Source organism: Massilia rhizosphaerae, assembly GCF_016093545.1.
GTDB lineage: Bacteria > Pseudomonadota > Gammaproteobacteria > Burkholderiales > Burkholderiaceae_D > Telluria > Telluria rhizosphaerae.
The window spans coordinates 134,873-159,036 of sequence record NZ_JADKYX010000009.1; the positions used below are offsets into that span (position 1 = coordinate 134,873).

General features: G+C 64.4%; 15 protein-coding genes and 4 tRNA genes. 2 read left to right on the forward strand and 17 right to left on the reverse strand.

Features of this window, described 5'->3' with window-relative positions:
- Positions 1-60: 60 nt before the first annotated feature.
- The 13 genes from rpoC to ISF28_RS15255 all read right to left on the reverse strand — a co-directional run bounded on the left by rpoC (position 61) and on the right by ISF28_RS15255 (position 14,101).
- Entirely contained in the window at positions 61-4,308 is a 4,248-nt protein-coding gene (rpoC, locus tag ISF28_RS15195; protein WP_198118012.1) for a DNA-directed RNA polymerase subunit beta', read from the reverse strand.
- Positions 4,309-4,385: 77 nt separating this feature from the next.
- On the reverse strand, positions 4,386-8,495 hold the full coding sequence (rpoB, locus tag ISF28_RS15200; protein WP_198118013.1) for a DNA-directed RNA polymerase subunit beta: 4,110 nt from the start codon (positions 8,493-8,495) through the stop codon (positions 4,386-4,388).
- A 282-nt stretch (positions 8,496-8,777) separates the two neighbouring features.
- Positions 8,778-9,155, reverse strand: a complete 378-nt coding sequence (rplL, locus tag ISF28_RS15205) for a 50S ribosomal protein L7/L12 (RefSeq protein WP_135190423.1) — start codon at positions 9,153-9,155, stop codon at positions 8,778-8,780.
- A gap of 52 nt (positions 9,156-9,207) precedes the next feature.
- Positions 9,208-9,732, reverse strand: coding sequence for a 50S ribosomal protein L10 (gene rplJ / locus ISF28_RS15210; protein ID WP_198118014.1), 525 nt, complete (start codon positions 9,730-9,732; stop codon positions 9,208-9,210).
- A gap of 337 nt (positions 9,733-10,069) precedes the next feature.
- Positions 10,070-10,765 (reverse strand): 50S ribosomal protein L1, encoded by a 696-nt coding sequence (gene rplA, locus ISF28_RS15215; RefSeq protein WP_198118015.1) that lies wholly within the window; start codon positions 10,763-10,765, stop codon positions 10,070-10,072.
- Complete coding sequence (rplK, locus tag ISF28_RS15220; protein WP_198118016.1) at positions 10,766-11,197, reverse strand: 50S ribosomal protein L11; 432 nt, start codon at positions 11,195-11,197, stop codon at positions 10,766-10,768. It lies immediately after the preceding gene.
- 112 nt (positions 11,198-11,309) lie between these two features.
- On the reverse strand, positions 11,310-11,927 hold the full coding sequence (gene nusG, locus ISF28_RS15225) for a transcription termination/antitermination protein NusG (RefSeq protein ID WP_229519105.1): 618 nt from the start codon (positions 11,925-11,927) through the stop codon (positions 11,310-11,312).
- Positions 11,927-12,316 carry a preprotein translocase subunit SecE gene (gene secE, locus ISF28_RS15230; RefSeq protein ID WP_198118017.1) on the reverse strand — a complete coding sequence of 130 codons (390 nt, stop codon included), beginning with the start codon at positions 12,314-12,316 and terminating at the stop codon, positions 11,927-11,929. Before secE ends, nusG begins: the two co-directional genes overlap by 1 nt.
- Positions 12,317-12,353: 37 nt before the next feature.
- Positions 12,354-12,429, reverse strand: a tRNA-Trp gene (locus ISF28_RS15235).
- 114 nt (positions 12,430-12,543) lie between these two features.
- Positions 12,544-13,734: an elongation factor Tu gene (gene tuf, locus ISF28_RS15240; protein ID WP_198117954.1), complete on the reverse strand. Its 1,191-nt coding sequence runs from the start codon at positions 13,732-13,734 to the stop codon at positions 12,544-12,546.
- Between the two features lie 81 nt (positions 13,735-13,815).
- A tRNA-Thr gene (locus tag ISF28_RS15245) sits at positions 13,816-13,890 on the reverse strand.
- 11 nt (positions 13,891-13,901) lie between these two features.
- Positions 13,902-13,975: transfer RNA gene (locus ISF28_RS15250), tRNA-Gly, on the reverse strand.
- Positions 13,976-14,016: 41 nt separating this feature from the next.
- Positions 14,017-14,101, reverse strand: a tRNA-Tyr gene (locus ISF28_RS15255).
- Between the two features lie 206 nt (positions 14,102-14,307).
- Here ISF28_RS15255 and ISF28_RS15260 point away from each other — a divergent pair.
- Positions 14,308-17,547, forward strand: coding sequence for an EAL domain-containing protein (locus ISF28_RS15260; RefSeq protein ID WP_198118018.1), 3,240 nt, complete (start codon positions 14,308-14,310; stop codon positions 17,545-17,547).
- On the opposite strand, the gene ISF28_RS15265 is transcribed toward ISF28_RS15260, so the two are convergent.
- From ISF28_RS15265 to ISF28_RS15280, 4 genes are all read right to left on the reverse strand, one after another.
- Positions 17,513-19,072 (reverse strand): HDOD domain-containing protein, encoded by a 1,560-nt coding sequence (locus tag ISF28_RS15265; protein WP_198118019.1) that lies wholly within the window; start codon positions 19,070-19,072, stop codon positions 17,513-17,515. The two genes, ISF28_RS15260 and ISF28_RS15265, sit on opposite strands and share 35 nt — an antisense overlap.
- Before the next feature lie 9 nt (positions 19,073-19,081).
- The gene (locus tag ISF28_RS15270) at positions 19,082-20,716 is read right to left on the reverse strand and encodes a tetratricopeptide repeat-containing response regulator (protein ID WP_198118020.1); all 1,635 of its coding nucleotides are present in this window, start codon (positions 20,714-20,716) and stop codon (positions 19,082-19,084) included.
- A gap of 173 nt (positions 20,717-20,889) precedes the next feature.
- The gene (locus ISF28_RS15275) at positions 20,890-21,900 is read right to left on the reverse strand and encodes a J domain-containing protein (protein ID WP_198118021.1); all 1,011 of its coding nucleotides are present in this window, start codon (positions 21,898-21,900) and stop codon (positions 20,890-20,892) included.
- Between the two features lie 176 nt (positions 21,901-22,076).
- Positions 22,077-23,231, reverse strand: coding sequence for a class I SAM-dependent methyltransferase (locus ISF28_RS15280; RefSeq protein WP_198118022.1), 1,155 nt, complete (start codon positions 23,229-23,231; stop codon positions 22,077-22,079).
- 71 nt (positions 23,232-23,302) lie between these two features.
- On the opposite strand from ISF28_RS15280, the gene ISF28_RS15285 reads away from it, so the two are divergent.
- Positions 23,303-24,142 carry an SDR family oxidoreductase gene (locus ISF28_RS15285; RefSeq protein ID WP_198118023.1) on the forward strand — a complete coding sequence of 280 codons (840 nt, stop codon included), beginning with the start codon at positions 23,303-23,305 and terminating at the stop codon, positions 24,140-24,142.
- Positions 24,143-24,164 lie beyond the last annotated feature (22 nt).

The following is a 24,164-nucleotide window of genomic DNA, read 5'->3' on the forward strand; positions in this document are numbered from 1 at the left end:
AAAAAACGGCACCCCTCGAGGTGCCGTTTTCGTTAGCTGTTCAAGCTAGGGCTTCCGCGATCACTCGCCGTCGCCATGATGCTGCTCGACCGAAGCCGCAGCCTGCTGCTGATCTTCCATCGCCTGCAGCTCGGCAGCCATATTGGCCTTCTCCTGCTGCAGCAACGCGGCGCGCTCTTCGGCTTCCCACGCTTCCTTCTCCTTGCGGGCGCGGTGGAAGGCGAGACCCGTACCGCCCGGGATCAGGCGGCCGACGATCACGTTTTCCTTCAGGCCGCGCAGACCGTCGCGCTTGCCCATGATCGCCGCTTCGGTCAGCACGCGGGTGGTTTCCTGGAACGATGCGGCCGAGATGAACGAGTCGGTCGACAGCGATGCCTTGGTAATACCCAGCAGCACGTTTTCGTAGGTCGCCGGCAGCTTGCCTGCGGCCGTCACGCGGTCGTTCTCTTCCAGCAGCTCCGAACGCTCCACCTGCTCGCCGACGATGTAGTCGGTGTCGCCGGCTTCGACGATCTGCACGCGGCGCAGCATCTGGCGCACGATCACCTCGATGTGCTTGTCGTTGATCTTCACGCCCTGCAGACGGTACACGTCCTGCACTTCGTCGACGATGTAGCGGGCCAGCGCTTCGATACCCAGCAGACGCAGGATGTCTTGCGGATCGGCCGGGCCGTCCACGATCATCTCGCCCTTGTTCACCACCTGGCCGTCGTGCACCAGCACTTGCTTGTCCTTGGTGATCAGGAACTCGTGCTTGTTGCCGTCCATGTCGGTGATTTCCAGGCGCTGCTTGCCCTTGGTCTCTTTACCAAATGCGACCGTACCGGTGACTTCCGCCAGCATGCCGGCGTCTTTCGGCGAACGGGCTTCGAACAGCTCGGCAACGCGCGGCAGACCACCGGTAATGTCACGGGTCTTCTGCGATTCGGTCGGGATACGTGCAAGCACTTCACCCACCGACACTTGCTGGCCATCTTTCACCATGATCAGCGCGCCGACCTGGAAGCCGATCGTCACGGCGTGCTCGGTGCCGGCGATCTTGACTTCCTGGCCTTCGGCGTTGAGCAGCTTGACCTGCGGACGGTTGACCTTGCCCGAGCCGCGGCGTTTCGGGTCGATCGCGACCAGGGTCGACAGGCCGGTAACCTCGTCCACCTGACGAGCGACGGTGACGCCCTCTTCCACGTTCTCGAACTTGATCGTACCGGCGTACTCGGTGATGATCGGACGGGTCAGCGGGTCCCACGTTGCCAGCGGCAGGCCGGCTTTCACCACCATGCCGTCCTGGACAGCCAGGGTCGCGCCGTACGGCACCTTGTGACGCTCGCGCTCGCGGCCGTGGTCGTCCGTGATCAGCACTTCGCCCGAACGCGAAATGACGATCTGGGCGCCCTTGCCGTTGGTCACGTAACGCATGGTCGCCGTGAAGCGGACCGTACCGTTCGACTTGGCTTCCACCGACGATGCCACTGCCGCACGCGATGCCGCGCCACCGATGTGGAACGTACGCATGGTCAGCTGGGTACCCGGCTCACCGATCGACTGCGCCGCCACCACACCGACGGCTTCGCCGGAGTTCACCAGCAGGCCGCGGCCCAGGTCACGGCCGTAGCACTTCGCGCACAGGCCATAACGGGTGTCGCAGTTCAGCGGCGTGCGGACCTTGACTTCGTCGATGCCCAGACGCTCGATCTCTTCGACCATGTCTTCGTCCAGCAGCGTGCCGGCTTCGTACAGGGTCGCCTGCGTTTCCGGATTGACGATGTCGGTGCCGGCCACGCGGCCCAGGATACGGTCGCGCAGGGCTTCGATCACTTCACCGCCTTCGACCATCGCCTTCATCAGCGTGCCGTTGGAGGTGCCGCAATCGTCTTCCGTCACCACCAGGTCCTGCGTCACGTCGACGAGACGACGGGTCAGGTAACCCGAGTTTGCCGTCTTCAGCGCGGTGTCGGCCAGACCTTTACGGGCGCCGTGCGTCGAGATGAAGTACTGCAACACGTTCAGGCCTTCGCGGAAGTTCGCGGTAATCGGCGTTTCGATGATCGAGCCGTCCGGCTTCGCCATCAGGCCCCGCATACCGGCCAGCTGGCGGATCTGGGCGGCGGAACCGCGGGCGCCCGAGTCGGCCATCATGTAGATGGCGTTGAACGACTCTTGCGTGCCTTGCGTGCCGTCGCGCTTCGTGACCGGCTCCACTTTCAGCTGGTCCATCATCGCCTTGCCGACTTCGTCCGAGGTCTTGCCCCAGATGTCGACGACCTTGTTGTAACGCTCGCCGGCGGTGACCAGACCCGAGGCGTACTGCTGCTCGATCTGCTTCACTTCCGCTTCGGCGGTCGAGATCATGCCCTTCTTGACGTCCGGGATCAGCATGTCGTCGACAGCGATCGAGATACCGGCGCGCGTTGCGAGACGGAAGCCCGACTGCATCAGCTTGTCGGCGAACACGACGGTCGCACGCAGGCCGCACTTGCGGAACGACGTGTTGATCAGCTTCGAGATTTCCTTCTTCTTCAGCGCGCGGTTCAGCACCGAGAACGGCAGGCCTTTCGGCAGGATCTCGGACAGGATCGCACGGCCGACCGTGGTCTCGTAGCGGGTCAGCGTCTGGTCGAAACCGCCTTCGGCGTTGCGCGGGAATTCCACGATACGCACGGTGATGCGGGTCGCCAGTTCGACTTCCTTGTTGTCGTACGCGCGGATGACTTCCGACACGTCCGGGAACAGCATGCCTTCGCCCTTGGCGTTGATCGCCTCGCGGGTCGCGTAGTACAGACCCAGCACGATATCCTGCGACGGCACGATCGACGGTTCGCCGTTCGACGGGAACAGGATGTTGTTCGACGCCAGCATCAGCGTACGCGCTTCCATCTGGGCTTCGATCGACAGCGGGACGTGGACTGCCATCTGGTCACCGTCGAAGTCGGCGTTGAACGCCGCGCAGACCAGCGGGTGCAGCTGGATCGCTTTACCTTCGATCAGCACAGGCTCGAACGCCTGGATACCGAGACGGTGCAGCGTCGGCGCACGGTTCAGCATCACCGGGTGTTCCTTGATGACTTCTTCCAGGATGTCCCAGACGACCGGTTCCTGCTGCTCGACGAGCTTCTTCGCGGCCTTGATGGTCGTTGCCAGACCCATCAGTTCCAGCTTGTTGAAGATGAACGGCTTGAACAGTTCCAGGGCCATCAGCTTCGGCAGGCCGCACTGGTGCAGTTTCAGCTGCGGACCCACCACGATGACCGAACGGCCCGAGTAGTCGACGCGCTTGCCCAGCAGGTTCTGACGGAAGCGGCCGCCCTTACCCTTGATCATCTCGGCCAGCGACTTCAGCGGACGCTTGTTGGCGCCGGTCATCGCCTTGCCGCGACGGCCATTGTCCAGCAGCGAGTCGACCGCTTCCTGCAGCATGCGCTTTTCGTTGCGCGTGATGATCTCCGGAGCGCGCAGTTCCATCAGGCGCTTCAGGCGGTTGTTACGGTTGATGACGCGGCGGTACAGGTCGTTCAGGTCGGACGTGGCGAAACGGCCGCCATCCAGCGGGACGAGCGGACGCAGCTCCGGCGGCAGGACCGGGAGCACTTCCATGATCATCCATTCCGGCTTGATGCCCGAACGCTGGAACGCCTCGAGCACTTTCAGGCGCTTGGCGTATTTCTTGATCTTGGCTTCCGACTTCGACTCTTTGAGTTCGACGCGCAGGGCTTCGGCTTCGCGGTCGATGTCGATCGAGCGCAGCAGTTCACGGATGCCCTCGGCGCCCATGAATGCGGTGAAGTCGTCGCCGTACTCTTCGTACTTGGCGGCGTAGTCGTCTTCCGACATGATCTGGCACTTCTTCAGCGGGGTCATGCCCGGATCGGTCACGACGTATGCTTCGAAGTACAGCACGCGTTCGATGTCGCGCAGGGTCATGTCCAGGACCATGCCCAGACGCGACGGCAGCGACTTCAGGAACCAGATGTGGGCGACCGGCGAGGCCAGCTCGATGTGGCCCATGCGCTCACGGCGGACTTTCGCCAGCGTGACTTCGACGCCGCACTTCTCGCAGATGACGCCGCGGTGCTTCAGGCGCTTGTACTTGCCGCACAGGCATTCGTAGTCCTTGATCGGACCAAAGATTTTCGCGCAAAACAGGCCATCGCGTTCCGGCTTGAACGTACGGTAGTTGATGGTTTCCGGCTTCTTGACTTCGCCGTACGACCACGAACGGATTTTCTCGGGCGACGCCAGGCCAATCTTGATGGCGTCGAAGCTCTCGTTTTGCTGAACTTGCTTGAATAGATCGAGCAGTGCTTTCATTTATCACTCCGGGTGATTGAATTCTTTACTTCTACCGCGCTCCGCTTTCGTCGCGGAGCGCGGTGCCGTGCCAGCGATTAGTTGCGCTCGAGATCGATGTCGATACCCAGCGAACGGATCTCTTTCACCAGCACGTTGAACGATTCCGGCATACCCGCGTCGATCACGTGGTCGCCCTTGACCAGGTTCTCGTACACCTTGGTACGGCCGTTCACGTCGTCCGACTTCACGGTCAGCATTTCCTGCAGCACGTACGACGCGCCGTACGCTTCCAGTGCCCACACCTCCATCTCACCGAAGCGCTGGCCGCCGAACTGGGCCTTACCGCCCAGCGGCTGCTGCGTCACGAGCGAGTACGGGCCGGTCGAGCGGGCGTGCATCTTGTCGTCGACCAGGTGGTGCAGCTTCAGCATGTGCATGAAGCCCACGGTGACCTTGCGCTCGAACGCTTCGCCGGTGCGGCCGTCGAACATCGTGACCTGGTTCTTCGACGGGGTCATGCCCAGGTGCTTCGCGATCGGGTCGGGGAAGGCCAGGTCCAGCATGCGGCGGATCTCTTCTTCGTGCGCACCGTCGAACACCGGGGTCGCGAACGGCACGCCGTTCTTGAGGTTGTTCGCCAGTTCGACGATTTCCTCGTCGCTGAAGTTGTCCAGGTCTTCCTTCTTGCCCGTTTCGTTGTAGATCTTGCCCAGGAAGGCGCGCAGCTGCTCGGTCTCGGCCTTGGCCTTGATCATTTCGCCCAGGCGCAGGCCCAGGCCTTTCGCTGCCCAACCCAGGTGGGTTTCCAGGATCTGGCCGACGTTCATACGCGACGGGACGCCCAGCGGGTTCAGCACGACGTCGGCCGGCGTACCGTCGGCCATGAACGGCATGTCTTCCACCGGCACGATGCGCGAGACCACACCCTTGTTACCGTGGCGGCCTGCCATCTTGTCGCCCGACTGCAGGCGGCGCTTGACGGCCAGGTAGACCTTGACCATCTTCTGCACGCCCGGCTGCAGCTCGTCGCCCTGCGTGAGCTTCTTGCGCTTCTCTTCGAACGCGAGGTCGAACTGGTGACGCTTCTCGTTGATCGACTCCTTCATCGCCTCCAGTGCGTTGGCGGTGTCGTCGTCGCTTGGCCTGATGTCGAACCAGTGGAACTTGTCCAGGTCGTCCAGGTAAGCCTTGTCGATCACGGCACCCTTGGCCAGCTTCTTCGGACCGCCATTGACGGTCTTGCCGACGAGCAGACGCTCCAGACGCTGGAACGCGTCGCCTTCCACGATACGCAACTGGTCGTTCAGGTCCAGGCGGAAGCGCTTCAGCTCGTCGTCGATGATCTGCTGGGCGCGCTTGTCGCGCACGATGCCTTCGCGGGTGAACACTTGGACGTCGATCACCGTACCGACCATGCCCGACGGCACGCGCAGCGAGGTATCTTTCACATCCGACGCTTTTTCACCGAAAATTGCGCGCAGCAGCTTCTCTTCCGGCGTCAGCTGGGTTTCGCCCTTCGGCGTCACCTTACCGACCAGCACGTCACCGGCCTGCACTTCGGCGCCGATGTAGACGATGCCCGACTCGTCCAGGCGAGCCAGCTGGTTTTCCGCCAGGTTCGAGATGTCGCGGGTGATTTCTTCAGGCCCGAGCTTGGTGTCGCGCGCGACGACCGACAGTTCCTCGATGTGGATCGAGGTGTAGCGGTCGTCCTTGACGACGTTTTCCGAGATCAGGATCGAGTCCTCGAAGTTCAGGCCGTTCCACGGCATGAACGCCACCAGCATGTTCTGGCCCAGTGCCAGTTCGCCCAGGTCGGTCGAGGCGCCGTCGGCGATGACGTCGTTGCGTGCCACGCGATCGCCCACTTTCACGATCGGACGCTGGTTGATGTTGGTGTTCTGGTTCGAACGGGTGTACTTGATCAGGTTGTAGATGTCGACACCGACTTCGCCAGCCTGCGCTTCTTCGTCGTTCACGCGGATCACCACGCGGCCGGCGTCGACGTAATCGACGATACCGCCACGGGTCGCCTGCACGGTCGTGCCCGAGTCCACCGCCACGGTGCGCTCGATGCCGGTACCGACGAAGGCTTTTTCCGGACGCAGGCAAGGCACGGCCTGGCGCTGCATGTTGGCGCCCATCAGTGCACGGTTCGCGTCGTCGTGCTCGAGGAACGGAATCAAGGAAGCTGCCACCGACACGATCTGGCCCGGGGCCACGTCCATGTACTGGATGCGCTCCGGCGACACGAGGATGGTCTCGCCCGCTTCACGTGCCGACACCAGTTCGTCGACCAGCGTGCCGGTCTCGTCGATCGCGGCGTTCGCCTGGGCGATGATGTAGCGGCCTTCTTCGATCGCCGACAGGTATTCGATCTTGTCGGTGACTTTCGAACCGTCGACCTTGCGGTACGGGGTTTCCAGGAAGCCGTACTCGTTCAGGCGGGCAAACAGTGCCAGCGAGTTGATCAGGCCGATGTTCGGGCCTTCAGGCGTTTCGATCGGGCAGACGCGGCCGTAGTGGGTCGGGTGCACGTCGCGGACTTCGAAGCCGGCGCGTTCGCGGGTCAGGCCGCCCGGGCCCAGTGCGGAGACACGGCGTTTGTGCGTGATTTCCGACAGCGGGTTGGTCTGGTCCATGAACTGCGACAGCTGCGACGAACCGAAGAATTCGCGGATCGCGGCCGAGATCGGCTTGCTGTTGATCAGGTCGTGCGGCATCAGGTTGTCCGCTTCGGCCTGGCCGAGGCGTTCCTTGACGGCGCGCTCCACGCGCACGAGGCCGGCGCGGAACTGGTTTTCGGCCAGTTCGCCCACGCAACGCACGCGGCGGTTACCCAGGTGGTCGATGTCGTCGACTTCGCCGCGGCCATTGCGCAGCTCGACCAGGATCTTGATCACGGCCAGGATGTCTTCGTTCGACAGGGTCATGTCGCCGACCAGTTCGTCGCGGCCGATGCGGCGGTTGAACTTCATGCGGCCGACGGCCGACAGGTCGTAGCGTTCCGGGCTGTAGAACAGGCCGTGGAACAGCGCTTCCACCGACTCTTCGGTCGGCGGTTCGCCAGGACGCATCATGCGGTAGATCGCGACGCGTGCCGCGGTCTGGTCGGCGGTGTCGTCGGTGCGCAGCGTCTGCGAGATGTAGGCACCCTGGTCCAGGTCGTTGGTGTACAGCGTCTGGATGGTCTGGATGTTGGCGTCGCGCAGCTTGCCCAGCAGCTCGTCGGTCAGCTCGTCGTTGGCGTTGGCGATGATCTCGCCGGTGTCGCCGTCGACGACGTTCTTCGCCAGCACGCGGCCGATCAGGTAGTCTTCCGGCACCGAGATGTAGGTGATGCCGGCGTTTTCGATGTCGCGCACGTGCTTGGCATTGATGCGCTTGTCCTTCGTCACGATGGTCTTGCCGGTCTTCGGATCGACGATGTCGAAGCGCGCGACTTCACCGCGCAGGCGCTCGGCCACGAATTCCAGTTCCGCGCCTTCCGAGCGCAGGTTGAAGTTGTCGAACACGAAGAAGTTCGCGAGGATCTGCTCCGGCGTCATGCCGATGGCTTTCAGCAGGATCGTCACGGGCATCTTGCGGCGACGGTCGACGCGGAAGAACAGGATGTCCTTCGGGTCGAACTCGAAGTCCAGCCACGAGCCGCGGTACGGAATGATACGTGCCGAGAACAGCAGCTTGCCCGACGAGTGCGTCTTGCCGCGGTCGTGCTCGAAGAACACGCCCGGCGAACGGTGCAGCTGCGAGACGATCACGCGCTCGGTGCCGTTGATGACGAACGAGCCGTTGGCGGTCATGAGCGGCAATTCGCCCATGTACACTTCCTGTTCCTTCATTTCCTTCACGACCGGCTTGGTCGGCGATTCCTTGTCCAGGATCACCAGACGCACCTTGGCGCGCAGCGGCGACGCGAAGGTCAGACCGCGTTGTTGGCATTCCTTGACGTCGAAAGCGGGGTCACCCAGCACGTAAGAGAGGAATTCGAGGCGCGCAAACCCGTTGTGCGACACGATCGGGAAGATGGAGGTGAAAGCCGATTGCAGACCTTCGTTCTTGCGTGCGGAGGGCCCAGTGTCCGCTTGCAGGAAATTCTCGTAAGACTCCAGCTGCGTAGCGAGGAGGTAGGGAACGTTGTGAACGTTGGCGCGCTTCGCGAACGACTTGCGAATGCGTTTCTTCTCAGTAAATGAGTAGTGCATGGACACTCCGTGAGTGACAGAAAGGATGAGAATTCAGGAATTGCCAGTGGTTAAGCCACCACATGCAAGGCCTCAAATCTCGCCGCATTCGGCCGGGTGATTAGGAACCGGTGCTGCTGTGTTACGATAATGCTGTGCTGCGGTGCTTCTAAAAACAGGGTACTGCACGTTCTGTCGTAGCGACGACAAAAGAGCCAAAGCCGCATACCCCACCTTCCGGCGGGGGTCTGCGCGCTTTGACTCCGGCGCGGGGCGCTGATTCCAGCGCCCTTTGCATATGTATTACTTGAGCTCGGCCTTGGCGCCAGCTTCTTCCAGCTTCTTCTTGGCGGCTTCAGCGTCAGCTTTCGGCAGGGCTTCCTTGACGGTCTTCGGTGCGCCATCGACCAGGTCCTTGGCTTCTTTCAGGCCCAGACCGGTGATTTCGCGGACGGCCTTGATGACGCCGACCTTGTTCGCGCCGACTTCAGCCAGCACGACGTTGAATTCGGTCTGCTCTTCAGCAGCCGGTGCACCAGCGGCGGCGCCGCCAGCTGCCGGAGCTGCCATTGCAGCTGCCGACACGCCGAACTTCTCTTCGAATGCCTTGACCAGGTCGTTCAGTTCCATGACCGACATTGCGCCAACTGCGTCCAGGAACTCTTCTTTGCTAATTGCCATTTGAAACTCCAAATATGTAATGTGTGATTAGTGCTTGAGCAAAAAGGCTTGCTTATTCTGCTGCTGCGGCTTCTGCCGGAGCTGCGGAACCTTCGCCTTTTTGTGCTGCGATTGCAGCCAGAACTCGTGCAAAGCCGGACACCGGAGCCTGCATGACGCCCAGCAGCTGGGCGATGAGGACTTCACGGCTCGGGATGCTTGCCAGCGCGTTGACGCCGGCGACATCCAGGTTCTTGCCAGCGTAGTTACCGCCCTTGACCACCAGTTTGTCGTTGGTCTTCGAGAAGTCGCTGAGCACCTTGGCTGCTGCGACGGCGTCGTCCGAGATCGAGTAGATCAACGGACCGACCATCGAGTCAGCCAGCGGTGCGAACTGGGTGCCTTCCACAGCGCGACGCGCCAGCGTGTTCTTCAGAACACGCAGGTACACGCCCTGCGAACGAGCATTTGCACGGAGTTTCGTCAGAGCACTAACCTGGATGCCACGGTACTCGGCGACGACGATGGTTTGCGCGGTAGCTACTTTTGCGCTCACTTCTTCGACGACGACCTTTTTGTCATTCAGATTAAGACCCACGGTCAATCTCCTTAAATGATGTGAGGGACGTCCCCCGCATCGGTTCGAACACGGCGTCCGAAGTTAAGAAGTACGACAAAGCATCGACTACAAAACTTGTTCGGGTTCGCCATCTGCGTTGGGTGATGTATTAACCTCCTGCCCAACCACGGCATTCGGCCCAACGGTCTTTGATTGCCTGGCGGGGTTCAGTCCGCCAGCCCAAAGATCCGCCCTGCGGTGTTTTGCAGGGACTTAATTCTTGCCAGGCTTTGCATGGTGGGCACGGGGTGCCCACCCTACATTTCCTGCATCGACGTAGGGTGGGCACCCCGTGCCCACCGAACGTTTACATCCATTAAGCAGCCAGGGTAGCGTGATCGACACGCACGCCGGCGCCCATGGTCGACGAAATCGCGACCTTGCGCAGGTAGATACCCTTCGACGTAGCCGGCTTGGCTTTGTTCAGGGCGTCGATCAGCGCAACCAGGTTGGTCTTCAGCTGTTCGTCGGTAAACGACTTGCGGCCGATGGTGGCGTGGACGATACCGGCCTTGTCGGTGCGGTACTGGACCTGACCGGCCTTGGCGTTCTTGACGGCGCCAGCCACGTCCGGGGTCACGGTGCCGACCTTCGGGTTCGGCATCAGGCCGCGCGGGCCCAGGATCTGACCCAGGGTACCGACGATACGCATGGTGTCCGGCGAAGCGATCACGATGTCGAACGGCATGTCGCCGGCCTTGACGCGCTCTGCCAGGTCTTCCATGCCGACGATGTCGGCGCCGGCGGCTTTAGCCTGCTCGGCCTTGTCGCCCTGTGCGAAGACGGCGACGCGGACGGTCTTGCCCGTACCGGCCGGCAGCACGACGGAGCCGCGGACGACCTGGTCCGATTTCTTCGGATCCACGCCCAGCTGAACGGCGACGTCGATCGACTCGTTGAACTTGGCGGTTGCGAATTCCTTGACGATCGACACGGCGTTGTCGAAAGCGTAGACCTTGTTACGGTCCACTTTGGCTTTCATTTCTTTGACGCGCTTGGACAGCTTAGCCATTTAGATACCCTCCACCGTGATGCCCATCGAACGTGCCGAGCCGGCCACAACGCGCACAGCGGCGTCCATGTCGGCGGCGGTCAGGTCCGGCTGCTTGATTTTTGCGATTTCTTCAGCTTGGGCACGGGTCAGCGTGCCGACCTTGTCGGTGTGCGGCTTGGCCGAACCTTTGGTGACGCCCGAGAACTTCTTGATCAGGTACGTTGCCGGCGGGGTCTTCATCTCGAAGGTGAAGGACTTGTCCGCGAAGGCGGTGATCACGACCGGAATCGGCATGCCCGGCTCCATGCCTTGGGTCTTGGCATTGAAGGCCTTGCAGAATTCCATGATGTTCAGACCGCGCTGGCCGAGGGCCGGGCCGATCGGGGGGGACGGGTTTGCTTTACCAGCCGGCACTTGCAGCTTGATAAAACCGACGATTTTCTTTGCCATGATTGGCTCCTATGTCGATTGAGTGGTAGCGCTCCACCAGTACCACTCTTTATCTGGCGGAGCTCCTCTTACCGGATTCCGCCTTGCTGCTGCGACGCTCCGATTCGGCGTTTTAGACTTTCTCTACCTGCCCGAACTCCAGTTCCACCGGAGTCGCGCGGCCGAAGATGGTGACAGACACCCGCACCTTCGATTTTTCGTAGTTGACTTCCTCGACAGAGCCGTTGAAGTCGGTGAACGGGCCTTCCTTGATGCGCACCTGCTCGCCCACTTCGTACAGCACTTTGGGCCGCGGTTTCTCGACACCTTCCTGGACCTGCTGCATGATCTTGTCGATCTCGCGCGCCGGAATCGGGGTCGGCTTGTTGCTCTTGCCGCCGATGAAGCCGGTGACTTTCGGCGTGTTCTTCACGAGGTGCCAGGTCTCGTCGGTCATTTCCATCTCGACCAGCACATAACCCGGGAAGAAGCGGCGCTCGGACACCGATTTGCTGCCATTCTTGACTTCGACCACTTCTTCGGTCGGAACCAGGATCTGGCCGAATTGTTCCTGCATGCCGGCACGTTCGATGCGATCGGTCAAGCCGCGCATGACGCTCTTTTCCATGCCCGAATAGACATGCACAACGTACCAACGCTTGTTGCTGACCGGAGTACTCAGCGGCGCCGCACCAGCGTCTTGTGCCGGGGCATCGCCCGGCACGTTATCTTGCTGCACGTTTTCGCTCATTATTGTTTCCACCCCAGGATCACGTCGTACATCAGAAATTCCAGAATCTTATCCGTGCCCCACAGGAAAATTGCCATCACCAGCACGAACCCGAACACCACAGCGGTGATCTGGGTCGCCTCCTTGCGGGTGGGCCAAACAACCTTCTTCGTTTCACGTACGGATTCCTTCGCGAAGCCCAGGAAATCGCGACCGGTGGTGGAAGTCCACAACAGCAGGACGGCAATAGCCAAACCAGCCACGAGTGCGCCTGCGCACATCAGGGCTGGTTTGTTCTGGCCTTTCAGAATGAAAAAGCCGACCACGCCTGCAATCGTAGCAACCACTGCCAGCGCGACCTTGAACTTGTCGTTCGCGGTGCCGACGGTTTGCACGGATTGATTAGACATACTTAATTTACTTTCGGGTGCCTGGCACCGAATTCGGTGGCAGGGGCGGAGGGCATCGAACCCCCAACCTTCGGTTTTGGAGACCGACGCTCTGCCAATTGAGCTACGCCCCTACAAAAACTTCTAGTTGAATCGAGCATTATACGCTACTTGGGTATGTCGCGCAACACTCTATTGTTGGGCGGAACAGAATCGTTCCGCCCGGAGGTACTACTGGATCCCGCTAATTAGGCGATGATCTTGGCAACCACGCCGGCGCCGACGGTACGGCCGCCTTCGCGGATTGCGAAGCGCAGACCTTCTTCCATCGCGATCGGAGCGATCAGCTTGACGGTGATCGACACGTTGTCGCCCGGCATGACCATTTCTTTGTCGGCCGGCAGCACGATCGAACCGGTCACGTCAGTCGTACGGAAGTAGAACTGCGGACGGTAGTTGTTGAAGAACGGGGTGTGACGGCCGCCTTCGTCCTTCGACAGGACGTACACTTCGCCCGTGAAGTCGGTGTGCGGCTTGATCGAACCCGGCTTGGCCAGGACCTGGCCACGCTGGACGTCTTCACGCTTGGTACCGCGCAGCAGCAGGCCGACGTTGTCGCCAGCTTGACCTTGATCCAGCAGCTTGCGGAACATTTCCACGCCGGTGCAGGTGGTCTTGACGGTGTCGGTGATGCCGACGATTTCGATCTCTTCGCCGACCTTGATCACACCGCGCTCGACACGGCCGGTCACCACGGTGCCGCGGCCCGAGATCGAGAACACGTCTTCCACCGGCATCAGGAACGTACCGTCCACAGCGCGCTCCGGCGTCGGGATGTAGGTGTCCAGGGCTTCAGCCAGGCGGATGATGCAATCTTCGCCCATTTCGCCCGGCTGGCCTTCCAGCGCCATACGTGCCGAACCCTTGATGATCGGCAGGTCGTCGCCCGGGAACTCGTACTTCGACAGCAGTTCGCGCACTTCCATTTCGACCAGTTCCAGCAGCTCTGCGTCGTCGACCAGGTCGCACTTGTTCAGGAACACGATGATGTACGGAACACCCACCTGGCGAGCCAGCAGGATGTGTTCGCGGGTCTGCGGCATCGGGCCGTCAGCGGCGGAGCACACCAGGATCGCGCCGTCCATCTGGGCGGCACCGGTGATCATGTTCTTGATGTAGTCGGCGTGACCCGGGCAGTCGACGTGTGCGTAGTGACGGTTGGCCGTCTCGTACTCGACGTGCGCGGTGTTGATCGTGATGCCGCGCGCTTTTTCTTCCGGAGCCGCGTCGATCTGGTCGTACGCCTTGGCTTCGCCGCCGAATTTCTTCGACAGAACGGTCGCGATTGCAGCCGTCAGGGTGGTTTTGCCGTGGTCAACGTGACCGATGGTGCCGACGTTCACGTGCGGCTTGGTCCGTTCGAATTTTTCCTTTGCCATTCTAGACTCCTAAGATCCTAACGATATTGAAAATTACCAGGCACACCTGACGGTCGAAACAGCCGACAGCCGTTTAAATTCTGGTGCCCTTGACGTGGATTGAACACGTGGCCTCTCCCTTACCAAGGGAGTGCTCTACCACTGAGCTACAAGGGCTGATTTGAAACTGGAGCGGGTGAAGGGAATCGAACCCTCGTCATAAGCTTGGAAGGCTTCAGCTCTACCATTGAGCTACACCCGCGAGGCACAAACTTTTCGATTCACAACACGATCAACGCCTTTTGGTGGTGGGGGCTGGATTCGAACCAGCGTACTCAGAGAGGGCAGATTTACAGTCTGCTGCCTTTAACCACTCGGCCACCCCACCCGCGAAGAACCGCAGAGTATGAAGCAAGATAAAAACTTCGTCAACTGTTTTTGCTCGAACTGATCAAACTCAAACAGTGTCGTTGCTTCGGGGCGTGATTGTAGCGGCCGAAGTTCAAGTCCGCAAGGGCTGTTTGCAATAAACAATCTCAGCCGATCCGCAGGGACGTTTGCGCTACAATGTATTTACGTCAGAGGGCCTTTCCCATGGACCTGAACCGCAGCGGGAGTCAAGAATGGCACGGGCCGGGCCTGTGGCTGGCCAACCTGGCGACCGTTGCCGTCTACTTGGGCACCGGCCTGCTCAGTAACGTGCTGGACCTGCCGGCCGGATATGCCACCCCCGTCTTTCTGCCGGCCGGCGTCGGGTTCGCATTGACCGTCGTGCTGGGCCGGCGCGCCCTCCCCGGCATCGCCGTCGGCGCCGCGCTGTCGCATATGGCCGACGGCTGGATCGCGGCCGGCACGCCCGTCCTGACCGCCGTCGCCGCGACGGCCGTCGCCACGCTGGGCTCGCTGGCGCAGGCCTGGCTCGGCGCGCAATGGTTCCGCCGCGTCGTCGACCCCGCGCTCGACACGGCGCGCGACGTCGCCCGCTTCCTGGCGCTGGCGCCCGTGTTCTGCCTGATCAATCCGACCGCCAACGTGGCCGCCCTGTACCGCCTGGGGATACTGACGACGGCCGAGCGGGCGCCCACCTGGATCAACTGGTGGGCCAGCGACATCGTCGGCGTCCTGCTGGCCGCGCCGCTCGTGTGGATCGCATGCGGCCAGCCGCGCGGGCTGTGGCGCCGGCGCGCGCGCCTCGTCGCCCTGCCGCTGCTGCTGGCGGCCGGCGTCGTCATCGTCGCCTACGAGCAGACCGTGCGCTGGGAGCACCAGCAATACCTGCAGACATACCGCCTGAAGGCACAGCAGGTCGGCGACGAGCTGCAGGCCGAGCTGCGCGAGCACGAGCGCTTCGTCGGCACGTTCGCGCGCGCCCTGGGCTCGGAAGACCGGTTCATGGATCGCCACCGCTTCCTGCTCACGACCAGCGGCTACGCCGGCGATCGGCCGGAAATCGCCGGCATCGACTGGATGATACCGATCACGGGCGCCGAACGCGCGACCTTCGAGACCTGGGTCCGCGCCAACGTCGACCCGGACTTCCCCGGCGTGCGCGACCTGGGCCCGGGCAACCGGCTGCACCCCGCCGGCGTCCGGGCGCGCTACCTGCCCCTGCTGTACACATGGCCGCCGACCAACCAGGCCATCCGCGGCCTGGACTACCTCGCGGCGCCGGGACGCGCCGACGCCGCCGCGCGCGCCCTGGCCGGCACGACCGCCGTGGCCAGCGGGCCGATCACGCTGGTGTTGACGGGCACGTCCGGCATCGCCCTGTTCCGCGCCGTCGGGCCGCCCGACCAGCCGCCGCGGGGCATGCTGGGATTGTTCCTGAATGTGCCCGTGTTCATCCAGCAGGCGGTACGCCGGGCACGCTTTCCCGGCTTCGACATCAGCCTGGCCGACGTCACGCCGGGCGCCGCGCCGCGCGCGCTGGCGGGCAATCCCGGCCGCCACGCGGTGAACGGCGACTACACCGTCCGCCTGGCCTTCGGCGGCCGCGTCCTGCAGCTGCGTTTTTCGCCGACGGCCGCCTACTTGGAAGGCGAGCGGGGCGTGGCCAGCTGGATCGTGATCACGACGGGCCTGCTGCTGGCCGCGCTGCTGGGCGCACTGATGCTGATCGTCAGCGGCGAGCGCGCCCAGATCGAGGCCCAGGTGGCGGACCGCACGGCGCGCCTGCAGGCCATCCTCGACAATGCCGCCGACGCCATCGTCACCGTCGGCGCGGACGGCCTCGTGCAAGCCGCCAACCACGCCACGGCGGCCCTGTTCGGCTACCCGCCGGCCCAGCTGCCCGGCCTTGCGTTCACGGCGCTGGTGCCGGGACACGGCGGCGAGAACGGCCCGGATTTGCTGGCGAACCTGGCCGGGAGCCCGTCCGACGACCGCCAGCTGGACGGCCTGAATGCGCGCGGCGAGCCGCTGCCGCTGGCCGTGTCGGTCTCGATCGTCGACCTCGCGGGCGAACGCCTGTATGTGTGCATCCTGCGCGACCTGACGGAGCAGCAGCGCGCCCAGGCGCGCATCCACCACCTGGCCCACCACGACCCGCTGACGGGCCTGGAAAACCGCCACGCGCTCGGCATGCGCCTGGAGCAGCAGCTGGCGCAGGCACGCCGCGCCGGGCAGCCGCTGGCCGTGCTGTTCATCGACCTCGACCATTTCAAGAAGATCAACGACTCGCTCGGCCACCAGGCGGGCGACGATCTGTTGACGGGCGCGGCCCTGCGCATGAAAGACCTGCTGCGCGACGTCGACACCCTCGCCCGCCTCGGCGGCGACGAATTCATCATCGTGCTGGGCGGCCCGCTGTCGCCGGACAGCGTCAGCGCGGTGGCGGTCCGCCTCGTGGAATCGCTGCAGCAGCCCTACCGCCTGGCCGGCACGACGGCGCACAGCGGCGCCAGCGTGGGCGTGGCGCTGTTCCCCGACGACGGCACCGACCCGGACACCCTGCTGCGCCACGCGGACATGGCGATGTACGCGGCCAAGCGCGAGGGCCGCGGCAATTTCCAGTTCTTCTCGCCCGCCTTGAATGCGGCCACGCACGAGCACCTGATGCTGGAGAACCGCATGTGGACGACGCTGGAAAACGGCGGCTTCGACGTGCACCTGCAGGCCCAGGTCGAACTCGAGACGGGACGCGTGATCGGCGCCGAGGTGCTGCTGCGCTGGCACGATCCGGAGCTGGGCAACGTCGATCCCGGCCGCTTCATCCCCATCGCCGAGGAATCGGGCCTGATCCTGCCGCTCGGGGACTGGGTGCTGGCGCGCGCCATGGCCCTCCTGGCCGAGTGGCGCCAGGACGGCATGGACCAGCTGCGCCTGGCCGTGAACCTGTCGGCACGCCAGTTCAGCGGCGGCGCGCTGCTGTCGCGCCTGGACCGCCTGCTCGACGAGCATGCGATCGACCCGGCGCGGATGGAACTGGAGATCACGGAGACGGCCGCCATGCGCGACCCGGAAAACACGCGCAACCTCCTGCTGCAGCTACGCGCGCGCGGCTTCAAGCTGGCGATCGACGACTTCGGCACGGGCTACTCGTCGCTGGCCTATCTCAAGCTGTTCGCGATCGACCGCATCAAGATCGACCGCGGCTTCGTGCGCGACATCGAGACGAATCCGAACGACGCCGCCATCGTCGACGCGACCATCGGCCTGGCCCACGCGCTCGGGCTGGGGGTGATCGCGGAAGGCGTGGAGACGCGGGCGCAATGGAACTTCCTGCGCGACCGCCGCAGCGACGAGGCGCAGGGCTTCCTGTTCGGGCGGCCGATGCCGGCGCGCGAATTCCGCGACTTCGTCAGGGCGCAAGCGCAGCCAGTACCTGGCCCTTGAGCGCCTTGATGAGGGCCGTCTCGTCCGGCGGCACACCTTCCGGCGCGGTCGACGTGCGGTCGGCGTAGAACAGGCCCAGTTGCACCTTGCCCACCACCAGCGGCAGCACGATGAAGCTCTGCGCATCCGGCAGCAGCGCCTTGTGCCAGGCCGGCAGCAGGTCGCGGATCTTGGCGCCGCGTGCGTCCGAGATCATCAGGTCGGCGTCGTTTTCCATCGCCAGGTAAAACACGTCGCGCGCGCCCTTGTCGCCGGCGGCCGTCAGCGGAAACGTGAAGCCTTCCTGCACGCGCGCCTGCGTGAGCCCGAACGCGACGCGGGCCCGGTACTGGCCGGCGCGCACGTCCTTCAGCACGACCGTCGCGAAGCGGAAGCCCAGCGCCGTGTACAGCGTCTCCAGCACGGCCAGCACCACGTCGTTGACCCTGTGCCGGCCCGAGGCCCGCATCTGGGTGACGTCCTGCACGCCGGCCAGCAGCAGGTCGCGCGCATTCTTCGGCTTGCCGCTGGGGTAGGTGCCCTGCTCTTCTTCCGCGCCCCCGCCCAGCGTCGCCAGCACCAGCACGTTGGGCAGGCCGCCCTTGCCGCCCTCCGGCGCGCGGCGCGGCATCGGCTGCAGGTTCATGCTCTGCAGGAGGCTCGTCATCTCGAACGCGACCGCTTCGAACAGCTCGTCCAGTTCGGCCGCGCCGATGTTCAGCGCGGCGCCGTAGCGCGCCAGCAGCGCCTGCGCTTCCGGCGTGTCGGACGGCGTGGCGGTCTTGCCCATCAGGCGCGCGACGTCCAGGCCGAACGACGCCACCTGGCGCATCCATTCGCCGCGGTTGGCGGCCAGTTTCAGCGTGCCCGGGTCCAGCGGGCGCTGGGCGCGCATGATCACGTCCGGGATCTTCCACTCGCTCAGCACGGCTTCGGACAGCGCCTCGAAGCTGCTGCCGAGGATCATCTGCGCCGCCTGCGGGAGCGTGTGCTCGGCGGTCGCGACGAGGGCCTGGATCTCGAGGTAGCGCTCGTGCTCGTGCGACGCCACCAGCAGCGCGCCGAGATTCTTGAACAGCGCGCCGATCGACGCTTCCTCCGCGCCCTGGTAAAAGCTGTGGCGCGCCATCTCGCGTCCGACGATGCTCGCGCACAGCGACGCTTCCAGTTCCACGCGCACGCTGTACGCATGCTCGCTGTTGGCCAGCGCGTCGACGAGCAGCATCGCCAGCGCGACCGTGCGCACGTTGTCGAAGCCCAGCAGGGAGATCGCGCGCGACACCGTCGTGACGGCCGTGCCGGCCGCGGTGCGGTAGCGGACCGTGTTCGCCAGGCGCAGGATGCGCTGGGTGAGCGCGACGTCGGACAGCACGAAGTGCGCGAGATCGTGCGTGCCCTTGTCGTCCGACGTGGCCATCTGCACGACGCGCGCGATGGCGCTGCCTAGCGCGAACATGTCCTCGTCGCCGCCGACTTTCTGCAGCAGCGCGGCGCGCACGCGGCGTCCGTCCGGCGGTGCATCGAGGTTGCGGTTCGGCGTCGTCATGATGGCTCGTCAACCCGCCGTTTTCAGGCGCGGCCCCTTGTCGTATTTCTTGAGGATCTGCTGGTGCAGCCCGGCCAGCGCCGGCAGCTTGGGATTGACCGGATCGAGACGGCGCACGCCGGCGATGTAGCCGAGGGCCTGCTGGCCGAGCCGCTCGTCCCAGCCGTCGTGGTCCAGGCATTTCAGGGTGGCCAGCGCGGCGTTGAACACGACTTGCGGATTGTCCGGCAGCTTGGTCGCCGCTTCCTGCATCAGCACGACGGCGCCCTTGTAGTCGCCGCTCTTGGCCTTGGCGGCGCCCGTCGCGACGAGGTCGACGACCTGCTGGCGGCTTTCCAGCGCCAGTTTCTGCGCCGTCTCGGCCTGGCCCGCGTTCTCGAACACGGCCATCGCGCGCGCCACCGCGGCGCCGTTCTGGGCGTTGCGCATCACGTCGCGCACGATCTCGGCGGCGCCCTCTTCCATGCCGTTCTCGATGCAGGTGCGGGCCAGTTCCAGCTTGATGTCGGCGCGCAGTTCGGGCGCTTCCTTGCTGGCCTCCAGGGCCGTCGTCAGCGACTCGGCCAGGCGCGCCTCGTTGCCCGTGTATTCGTGCACGAGGCTGGCCGCGATGGCGCTGCACAGCGGCGCGTGCTTCTGGAAAGCCATCGATTTGTCCAGGTCGCGGATGACGGCCGCGGCCTGCACGGGGTCGCCCTTGCGCACGAGGGTCTGCACGAGCAGCACGTGGTCCTGCGGGTCCTTGAACTCGGAATACCTGGCCTTGCTGACGACCTGCCTGAAAACCTTTTCGGCCGTATCGTGGTCGCCCGCTTCGAGCGCCGTCTCGCCCAGCTTGCGCAGCCGGCGCACCGCATGCGGCGACACGGCCACCGCCTCCGCCAGCACGGCCTGCGCGTCGCCCAGTGCGCCGATCGCCTCGTGGGTGCGCGCCAGCCAGTCGTAGGCGTCGACGAAATTCTTGTTGCCGTCGACGAGCTCCTCGAGCAGGTCGCGCGCTTCGTCGAAGCGCTCGCGCAGGAACAGGGTCTTGGCCAGGCCCAGGCGCGCCCAGGCGATGGCCTTCGTCTCGACCAGCTTGCGGTAGATCGGCTCGGCCTCGTGCGGCTCGCCGAGGAACATGTGGAGCTCGGCGCGCAGGCGCATGAAGTCGACGAGGTAGCGCGGATGGCGGGCTTCGCCGTCGACGCAGGCGGCGATCGCCTCGCGCTGGCTGCCCGACGCCATCAGCTCGTACACGGGCAGGAGCGCGTTGCGCCGCTCCAGGCCGCGCGCGATGCGCTCGAGCAGGCGGTCGGCCGTGAACGGTTTCAGGACGTAGTCGGTGGGCCCCAGTTCGGCGGCGCTGACGACCTTGCCGTAATCGCCTTCGGCCGTGACCATGAAGAACATGGTCGACAGCGGCATGAGCTTGTGATGGCGCACGTCCTCGAGCAGTTGCTGGCCGTCCTGGCCGCCTTCCAGCGCGTATTCGCACAGGATCAGGTCGTAGTGCTTCAGGCCGAGGTGCTTGATGGCCTGGTTCGAGCTGGCGACGTGGTCGATCTTGCTCAGGCCGCACATGTTCAGCATGTTGTGGATCGTCGAGCGCATGCCGGCATGCGGCTCGATGATCAGGGCGGTGAGGCCGTCGAGTTCGTTCATATCCCCGTTTTCCGTGGTTGCCTGCGATGGGCAGATGGGCTGCACAGGCCCGTTGGCCTACCGAGTATATTACGTCCAGGGAACAAAATTCTTGAATTTCACCCGCAGCCGACCGGCGGAAATGTCGCAAAAAACCACACTGTTGGTCACCGGGGAGCCGGTTGGGCGAAAGATCAGGCGCCGGGCTGGCGCGCCGCGGCCTGGCGCAGCGGCGCGCGATGGCCGTTGACGCAGTCGGCATGGGCGCCGCCGATCATGATGTTCTGGTAGCGGACTTCGTATTTTCCCGCCGACAGCTTGTCGATCAGGAACTTGGCGCGGCCCAGCACGTATGCGTGGCGCACGTTGGAGCGGCGGTCCAGGTCGTAGATCTTGACCAGCACGGGCGACGGGTTATTGCTGTTGTCGACCAGCACCTGCATCTCGTCGCCCTGGTTGCCGAGCGGGTAACCGTCGACGTAGCCGGACTGCGCGGGCCACGGATCGCCCGTCGGCGCCACCTGGGCCTGCAGATCGGTGTCGCAATCGGGCGCGCGCGTCGGCACGACCAGCTGGGTCACGGCGAGGGCCTTGATGTCGGGCGGCGCATCGGCCTGCCCGGCCGGACGCGCCCAGCCGTCGGCGCTGACGTCGGTGCCGAGCGGATCCGGCGGCGAGTTCGGCGCCGATGCCGATGCCGACGCCGAAGCGGACGCCGCCGGCGCCGCTGCCACGGTGGCCGGTTGCGCCTTGGCGGACCACACGAGCGCGGCCGGCAACCCCTTGGGCGGATCGAGCAGCACGATGGTCAATGCACCGCCGCCCACGAAGGCGGCCAGCATGAGGCCCCACCAGCGCGGGTCGCGCAGCACGCGCCAGCGCGACGGCGCGGCGACCTGGCGCGGTTCCCAGTGCGGGTCGCCGCGCGGCCGCTCGCGGCCATCCTCGCCGTGCGAGCTTTCCAGCCACTCCACTTCCCACTCTTCCGACGCGATCCACTCGTCGTGTTCCTTGCGGCGCACGGGATCGGACAGGATGTTGTAGGCCGTGTTGACGATGGCCATGATGCGGGCGGCGCGCTCGTCGCCCGGGTTCTTGTCGGGGTGGTATTTCTGACTCAGCGCCTTGTAGGCCGCGCGAATGACTTCCTGCGGTGCGTGGCGCGACACCTTCAGGTTGTCATAATGGGTATGGATCTTGGCCATGGTCGGGAGTCAGGTTGCATGGGCGCCACGCACGACGCCCACGCTTGCTGCCGTGGGCATCCTGCTGCATCAATATTAGCCGATTCGTTCAGTAACGGCAGAGGCAAGGGACGGCCTGCCGTACGAGCGGCAGTACAGCATAGCCGGGTTTGTATCCACCGCGCAAGATGTCAGCATTACAACTTGTGGCTGCGATCGGCGCGCTCGACGGCGGGTTCAAGCGCAACGCCGCTGCCGACGATGAGCACCTTGAACAATTCCCCCATTTCTGCGGGCGACACGAGCTTCTGCACGGCCTTCGATTGCGGCAGGTAGCGCAGCGCATCTTCCGGGTCGGTCTTGAGCAACAGGTCGCCGATGCCGGACGCCAGCAGGAACGCGGCCTGGCTCATATAGCCCAGCACGTCCAGCCCGGCATCGTGGGCCGCCAGCGCCATCGCGGTGAAATCGACGTGCGCCGTGATGTCCTGCAGACCCGGCAGGTAGAACGGATCGGGATGCGCATGGTGGCGGTAATGACACATCAGCGTGCCGCTCGTGCGCTCGTCGAAATAATATTCATGGGCGGGGAAGCCGTAGTCGATCAGGATCGCGGCGCCCTTGCCGCCCTTGAACGTGTGCGCCAGCGAGCGCATGAAACCGCAGCCGATGGGGTGCACTTCGGTCAGGTAGCCGTCCTGCAGCGCGTCGGCGCAGTGGCTCTCGACCTGGCGCGCGATCTGGTCCAGCAAGGCCGCGTCGGGCTCGCTTGATGCGAACGCGAAGCGGCCGGCGTCGACCGTCACCATCTGGCGGTGCCAGCGGCCGCCGTCGCGCAGGACGAGCTCGACCGGCATCGCATCCAGCACCTCGTTGGCGAGGACGACGCCGCGGAACGCATCGGGAAAATCGTGCACCCAGCGCACCTGCGGGAACGCCTTCAGCGCTTCCTGCTGGCGCGCGCGCAGCTCGCCCGACAGCTCAATGATCGTATAGCTGTCGACGCGCACGCCCAGCTCGCCCAGCGTCGTCAGGACGTCGAGCGCCAATTTGCCCGTGCCGGCGCCGAATTCGATGATGTTGGGACCACTTTGGGCCATAATAGCGGCGGCCGCGCGCGCCAGCGTGGCGCCGAACAGCGGGCTGATCTCGGGCGAGGTGGTGAAATCGCCGTCATGGCCCAGCTTGGCCGCGCCGCCGCTGTAGTAGCCGAGATTCGGCGCGTACAACGCCAGCTCCATGAAACGCGAGAACGGGATGGCGCCGCCCTGGTCGGCGATCTCGGCGGCGATCATGCGCTGCAGGGCTTGGGACGCGGCCAGCGCGTCGCCGGAGGGGAGAGGTAAGGACATCCGGCCATTGTAGCGAGAATCGGCAAGGACCAACAAACGGCGCCGCCGGTGCGCCGCCGCACGACATCACGATGACACAGACCACGACCAACGACGAACCGTCTTCCACGAGCCGCAGCCCCGCCGCCAACGACGCCGCGGCGCCGCACGCCCGGCGCGCCCGGGTGGCGCTGGTCACGGGCGCCGGCCGGCGCCTCGGGCGCGCCATCGCGCTCGGCCTGGCCGAGGCCGGCTGGGACGTCGCCGTGCACTACCGCCAGTCCGCGCACGAGGCCGACGAGGTCGTGGCCGCGATCCGCGCCCTGGGCCGGCGCGCCGTCGCGCTGCATGCCGACCTGGCGATTGATGCCGCCGTGCGCGCCCTGCCGCGCCAGGCCGTGCACCTGCTGGGCGGGCTCGATTGCATCGTCAACAATGCGTCGTTGTTCGAATACGACAAGCCGGACGCGTTTTCTCCGGCCCTGCTGGCCACCCACATGCAGTGCAATGTGGCCGCCCCACTGCTGCTCGCGCAGGAACTGCACGCGCTGGTGCCGGACGGTGGCCAGGCCGTCGTGATCAACTTGCTCGACCAGAAACTGTACAATCTCAACCCGGATTTTTTGTCGTACACGTTGTCAAAAGCGGCATTGCAGACGGCCACCACCTTGCTGGCCCAGGCGCTGGCGCCGAAGTTGCGCGTCGTCGGCGTCGCGCCCGGCATCACGCTCGTGTCCGGCGACCAGAGCGAAGACGGTTTCGAGCGCGCGCACCAGGTCACGCCGCTGGGCCGCTCATCCACGCCGCAAGACATCGTCGACGCCGTGTGCTATGCGGCAAACGCGAAGGCCGTGACCGGCACCACCCTGCTCGTCGACGGCGGCCAGCACCTGATGCCGCTGGCGCGCGACGTGATGTTTTTGACCGAATAATTTTTATCTCCCCTTACATCGA